Source organism: Gracilibacillus thailandensis (genome assembly GCF_010994055.1).
Lineage (GTDB): Bacteria > Bacillota > Bacilli > Bacillales > Amphibacillaceae > Gracilibacillus > Gracilibacillus lacisalsi.
This window is the reverse complement of record NZ_WJID01000059.1, coordinates 23,661-29,678: the sequence shown is the minus strand read 5'-3', so window position 1 is coordinate 29,678 and position 6,018 is coordinate 23,661. Positions and strand designations below refer to the sequence as shown.

The 6,018-nt window shown below is 35.1% G+C and carries 6 protein-coding genes; 4 read left to right on the top strand and 2 right to left on the bottom strand.

Translation table 11 applies throughout. From position 1 onward, the window contains the following. Positions 1-687: 687 nt before the first annotated feature. Entirely contained in the window at positions 688-2,340 is a 1,653-nt protein-coding gene (locus tag GH715_RS16450; RefSeq protein WP_153835883.1) for a DEAD/DEAH box helicase, read from the top strand. Next, positions 2,337-3,134 carry a YqhG family protein gene (locus GH715_RS16445; RefSeq protein WP_153835884.1) on the top strand — a complete coding sequence of 266 codons (798 nt, stop codon included), beginning with the start codon at positions 2,337-2,339 and terminating at the stop codon, positions 3,132-3,134. The genes GH715_RS16450 and GH715_RS16445 overlap by 4 nt, the downstream gene beginning before the upstream one ends. Before the next feature lie 24 nt (positions 3,135-3,158). Here GH715_RS16445 and GH715_RS16440 read toward each other — a convergent pair whose 3' ends face one another. Both GH715_RS16440 and GH715_RS16435 read right to left on the bottom strand, forming a co-directional pair. Continuing rightward, the gene (locus GH715_RS16440; protein ID WP_018933835.1) at positions 3,159-3,341 is read right to left on the bottom strand and encodes a YqzE family protein; all 183 of its coding nucleotides are present in this window, start codon (positions 3,339-3,341) and stop codon (positions 3,159-3,161) included. A gap of 51 nt (positions 3,342-3,392) precedes the next feature. After that, a complete protein-coding gene (locus tag GH715_RS16435) occupies positions 3,393-3,890 on the bottom strand; it encodes a shikimate kinase (RefSeq protein ID WP_153835885.1) in 498 nt (165 codons plus the stop codon). A gap of 110 nt (positions 3,891-4,000) precedes the next feature. Here GH715_RS16435 and comGA point away from each other — a divergent pair, with 110 nt between their 5' ends. Then, the gene (comGA, locus tag GH715_RS16430; RefSeq protein ID WP_153835886.1) at positions 4,001-4,987 is read left to right on the top strand and encodes a competence type IV pilus ATPase ComGA; all 987 of its coding nucleotides are present in this window, start codon (positions 4,001-4,003) and stop codon (positions 4,985-4,987) included. After that, positions 4,959-6,008, top strand: a complete 1,050-nt coding sequence (gene comGB, locus GH715_RS16425; RefSeq protein ID WP_153835887.1) for a competence type IV pilus assembly protein ComGB — start codon at positions 4,959-4,961, stop codon at positions 6,006-6,008. Before comGA ends, comGB begins: the two co-directional genes overlap by 29 nt. Positions 6,009-6,018 lie beyond the last annotated feature (10 nt).

Genomic DNA, 6,018 nt, shown 5'->3' with positions numbered 1-6,018 from the left:
TCGCACTGCATTAAGAGATAATTTTGACATATATTGTGATGATAACTACCACTCCGGCTGCCCACTTCCCTTTCCGTGGGGTTTGCCCTTCAGCTAACTTTTTCGAGCCAAAACCGCTCGAAAAAGTGGATCTTCAGGTCAAACAATTCCCACAGGAGTGAAAGTGGGCGCCCTTCGTTAAGATATGCTTCACAACACTAATCAGAAATCAACCAGTCGATTTCTTCACCATATGTAGTATTGGGTGCAACTATGCTAAAATGGTTAGTACTGTAGATATTTTTGTTCCATGAGTTGATTTTATTCTATAATCAGAGAACAAAAACAGCGTAGGCAGAATACGGAGACTCCTGTGGGACAGCGAGAGCTGAAGATCCACTTTGCAAAGTTAGCTGAAGCCGAGCCCACGGAAAGCGCAGTATTCTGCCGGAGCGGTATCCCAGCACTCCTTATGGAAAGAATGGAAGAAAGTCACTAAACGGAATTTTCATTACTACGCAGTATGTATCTGGTGGTAAGTATTACTTGATTCATTTCAAAACAGCCACTATGTATTTTTCGATTAAGAAATGGTCACTTCTAAACATTTTTATTATATATGTAATAATTGATTCGATTAGAAATGTATAACTCTCGCTAATCTGACCACAATAACAGTACAAATGTATTAACGATAGGATGGGTGTTATGAGTATACCAATTTCAAGAGATGAAACATTTATAGAAGAGTATGAAGAAGCAATTAAAACCCCGTCTCAGTTAGCAGATTGGCAATTATTTAAGCAATCATATCAAATTGCAGAAACCATGAAAATCCCTAGTTTCAAAGATCTTGTCGCACCTAATTTTTTACCTCATTTAGAATTTTTACCTCATCAAATAGAATGTGCCGAAAAAGTAATTCAACATATGAATGGTAGAGCCTTGTTAGCTGATGAGGTAGGCTTAGGGAAAACAATTGAAGCTGGTTTGATTTTAAAAGAATATATGTTAAGAGGTTTAGTTCAAAAAGTGCTTATCTTAGTTCCTGCTTCCCTAGTTAATCAATGGGCATTGGAGTTGAATCAGAAATTTTTAATCCCTGCAGTAACATCAGGAAAAAGAGTTGATTGGCAAAATACTAATATCCTTATTAGTACATTAGATACCGCTAAATCTGCTAGACATCGCCAAGCAATTCTTGAACAGGACTATGACTTTGTTATTGTTGATGAGGCACACAAATTAAAAAACCATAAAACAAAAAATTTTCAATTTGTCCAACAATTATCGAAAAAATATTGCTTGTTATTAACCGCTACACCTGTTCAAAATAAATTAACTGATATCTTTAATTTAATCAGTCTATTAAAACCAGGTTACCTTGGAACTTATGAAGATTTTATCCAACAATACCGGGAACAAAAACGAAAAGTGGATGAAGATCCGTATTTGAAACAATTAATTAGTAAAGTAATGGTCCGTAACCGTAGATCAGATACAGGTGTTCATTGGACAAAACGAGAAATCGAAACCATTTGGGTGCCTTTTACTGATCAGGAACTGGAAACTTACCATCAGGTTGAACAATTTTTTAAACATAACACTGCTATATCATCGATCACGTATGTAAGAGAATTCTGTAGTTCTAGGGAAGCATGTTACCTTTCGATAAAAAAATGGATACAGCAACAGGAAAACATTGACTTGCCAGAAGTAAAAGATTTATTAGCAGCCATTGAGCAACTGCCACATCATGCTAAAGCATTAAAATTAGTAGAGTTAATCAAATCATCAGATGAAAAATTTATTGTATTTACAGAATACCGAGCTACACAAATTTATTTACAGTGGCTTTTACAACAAGAAAAAATTCCAGCTGTCATTTATCGAGGTGGCTTTAAAAAAGGGAAAAAGGATTGGATGCGCCAGTTATTTCAAAATCACGCACAAGTAATGATTGCAACAGAAGCAGCAGGTGAAGGTATTAACCTTCAATTCTGTCATCGTTTAATTAACTATGACCTGCCTTGGAATCCTATGCGTCTTGAACAAAGAATCGGACGAATTCACCGCTTCGGTCAGGAAAATGATGTAAAAATATATAATTTCGCTTTGAAAAATACGGTCGAAGAACATGTCATGAATTTGTTATACAATAAAATTCAACTGTTCGAGAATGTGATTGGTCACCTAGAACAAATTCTAAGTGATTTAAACCTTCCAAATATAGAGCGAGAAGTGGAACAGATTTTTGAAGAATCTAGATCTGTTGGTGAGTCTAAAATCAAATTAGATAATTTAACATCTGTCATTCAATCCTACCAAGAAGACAATGAAGCCAAGGAGCATTTACTATGATTACTAATTTACATGATTTCTTACATCAATACTTTACCCTTCATGATTGTGACGTTATTACAGAAAATAATACAGAAATGACGATAAAACTAACACGTGAACTGGATCAGGTATTAATGAACCGCCCCTTTTATTGGCATTATATGGACAAAATCGGACGAATCGGTGAACCGATGTCCTTGTATTTGGATACTAGCACTAAAAAGAAAGATAATAAAAAAGAATGGATCCATTTTGGTAGTCCGCGTCTTCAGCAAATATTTCATCATATTAAGCAGAATGCCCGCTTTACGATCCTATATGAAGAAACAAGTGGAGATATTAAAACACCATTACATCCTTGGTTAGTTACTAATATTATGGTACATTATCGTGGCAAACAAAAGAAAGAATCGATTCATTCGATAGGCCTCCAATTAATTAATGGGATGATGAAAGCTAATATGATGAAACACCTAGATACATTTACAATGGATCTTAGGATGAGTGATTATAGTTTTACAATCTCACCAATAATTAAACCAGCAAGTGGGTTCAATAGGATTTTTCATTATTTGGAACATTCTTTATTAGAAGAAGATATGCAATGGGTCGAGGAATCTAAAAAAGCTTTGCGTGAGGAGATTCAGTTACTGGACTACTTCTTTCATCAACAGGAGGAAAATAAAGAAATACTTGAAAAAGAAAAAGAAAGGCTGACAGAACGTCTAGAGCCTCGTATAGAGATTGAGATTATTAATGCTGGGCTCTTTTATCTTACGGAGAAGTCGAGTCAGGCCATTATAAAAGACTAAAACACCAATAGCACTACTGGTGTTTTAGTCTTTTCTTTTCTGAATCAGTAATCGGAACGCAAATGGAAGTACACCGAACCACTTATTGGAGTACGCTATTTCCTGTTGTTTTCTTGCTTCTTTAAGTTTTTTCCGTTCATCTTTCGGTGTATCCATATACTTCACAATTCTTTGCGTCATGTATTTGACATAATCATTGTTGGCCAACAGAATCACACCTTTATCATTTTACTGTCATTTTTTCCAACAATCATTATTTTATACGTTTATTTTTGAAAGGATCTCAGCTGCAATCGCTTCTACATTTTTCCCATCTGTATCAATGACGTAATCTGCTACTTCGAGATACTTAGGTAATCGTTTTTCCAGTAGCTGTTGTTTATCACGTGATTGATTATTCCAGATCGGACGTGAAACATCATCCCTTAATCGTCGTTCTATCTCCTCCCAGGACGTTTGTAGAAAAACAACTGTCCCATTTGATTGTAACCATTTACGATTCACTTCCTTTTCAATAATTCCCCCACCTGTAGCGACAATCGTATTTTGATCATTCGTCATATGTAAAATATTGGTTTCGTATTCCCTGAACGTTTCTTCCCCTTTTTCTTTAAAAATGGTTGGTATATTCATTTGATAATGTTCCTCGATCATTTGATCAGTATCTTGCACTGACCACTTTAATGCAGATTGCAGATAGGTTGCAATGCTTGTTTTCCCACTCCCCATAAAACCGACTAAATAAATACTTTTCATCTTCACGTCCTCCAAATTTTTTCTGAAATTTTTTATATTTTGCAGGAATTAACCAATTGCTGTCGAATATAAGTATTGTACCATGATAAAAAATGGAGGTGAATAATTATTTGAATAAAGCTTCAGCCATTTCCAATCGAATTCTCCAGGCTGCTATCGAGGCTCAAGCTTCAGATATCCACTTCGTTCCCCAAACTGAAGATATCCAGATCTTTTTTCGTTGTAATGGTAAACGAACCTTTCATACTTCTTTAGCAAAGAAGCAATATATGATGATCATTGCCTATTATAAGTTCACAGGAAAAATGGATATAGGTGAAAATAGAACTCCGCAGCAAGGAGCAATCCACTATCAATACCAAGGTCAAGCTTACTCATTGCGTCTATCGACATTACCTGCTAATAACTTAGAAAGCCTAGCTATCCGCATCTTACCCCAACAAAATATCTATTCCTTGGATCAATTATTTTTGTTTCCGCAACAACTTCAAATCATTCAACGTTGGTTACATTTTCAATCTGGACTGATTTTACTTACAGGTGCTACCGGATCAGGAAAGACAACAACCTTATATGCAATAATCAAGGCATTTATGGAAGCAAACTATTATCAGACAATAACATTAGAAGATCCAATTGAAAAACCATTAGATAACGTGTTGCAAGTGCAAATTAATGAAAAAGCGGGTATGACTTACGATGCGGGTTTAAAAGCGGCATTACGACATGATCCAGATATTATTATGGTTGGAGAAATTAGAGATCAAAAAACTGCGAAATTTGCTTTCCGCGCTTCAAACACAGGGCATTTAGTTTTATCAACGTTACATGCCAAAAGTGCACAGGGTACTATTCATCGACTGCTTGAAATGGGGATTAAACCAATAGATATGGAGCATAGTCTCGTTGCAGTGGCTTCCATGCAGTTAGTATCTCTTGATTTAATCAAACGACCTAATCAACGAGCAGCAATATTAGAGATTTTGGAAGAACAGCAAATTCGTAAAATTCTTCAGAAAGAACCATATATTGATCTATTTCGTTTTGATCATTTAAGGAGAAAAGCCTATGCTTATGGTTTTATCAAAGATCTTTAAGTGGAAGCAAAATCTTTCCACAAACGATCAATACCAGATACTTCATCGTTTCGAGCAATTATTTCACCATGGGTACAGTCTTAATGATGCTTTGGATGTTTTAATGTGGGACAAACAATACACAACGATTGTGACTACGATCAAATTAGCATTACAACGCGGAGAAACTTTTATTGAAACGTTAGAACAAGTAAAATTTAACCCAGTGATCATTAGTTTCTTAAATATATCCATCCAACACGGAAATCTTTCAGAAGGGTTACAGCACTGTTGTCAAATGCTGAAGCAACGAAAAGAATTTCTAGCGAAACTAAACAAACTTTCACGTTATCCACTTTTTCTCTTCCTTTTCTTTCTATTGATTCTTTACTTTATGAAACATTCGATCTTTCCATCCTTTTCACAATTACTCGGCGCCAATACGAACATGAACAGTGTTTTTCAAAATGCTGAAATAGCTATCAACATGATATATTATGGTACGATCACAGCTTTTTTATTAGTCATTTTTCTAACCATTTGCAGCATCACGATGAAACAAATGCTAACGATCGAATCAAAGGTCCAACTTATTATCCGAGTCCCGATTTACAACAAATATAAGCGAATGCAAATTACTTATTTGTTTGTTACTCACCTTTCCAGCATGTTAACTAGTGGACTCACCATTAAAGATAGCTTAGAAGTGATTAAATCCGAACAAAAAGCCGATTTCATTTATTATTATGCTTCATTGATTAATGATCATTTAGCACAAGGATATGACTATTCTACGATATTACCCCAATGTCAATTGTTACAAGGTCAACTTTCCCAAATCATGTCGAAAGATCGAAATCAAGACCAACTTCAAAAAGAACTCCACCTATACGCGGAACATCTCATTTTATCAATCGAAAGTTACTTAAAAAAGTGGATAAGTTTTTTGCAACCACTTTTACTTAGCATTTTAGCTATATTTATTGTCTTTGTCTACTTAGCTTTAATGCTACCGATGTTTGATTATATGAATTCTATGTAAAAAAGGAGAT

What these genes read in the sequence shown, in the direction of transcription:
- GH715_RS16450 (WP_153835883.1), top strand. Translation starts at nt 688, where the DNA reads ATGAGTATACCAATTTCAAGAGATGAAACATTTATAGAAGAGTATGAA.
- comGB (WP_153835887.1), top strand. Translation starts at nt 4,959, where the DNA reads ATGCTTATGGTTTTATCAAAGATCTTTAAGTGGAAGCAAAATCTTTCC.
- GH715_RS16435 (WP_153835885.1), bottom strand. Translation starts at nt 3,890, where the DNA reads ATGAAAAGTATTTATTTAGTCGGTTTTATGGGGAGTGGGAAAACAAGC.
- GH715_RS16445 (WP_153835884.1), top strand. Translation starts at nt 2,337, where the DNA reads ATGATTACTAATTTACATGATTTCTTACATCAATACTTTACCCTTCAT.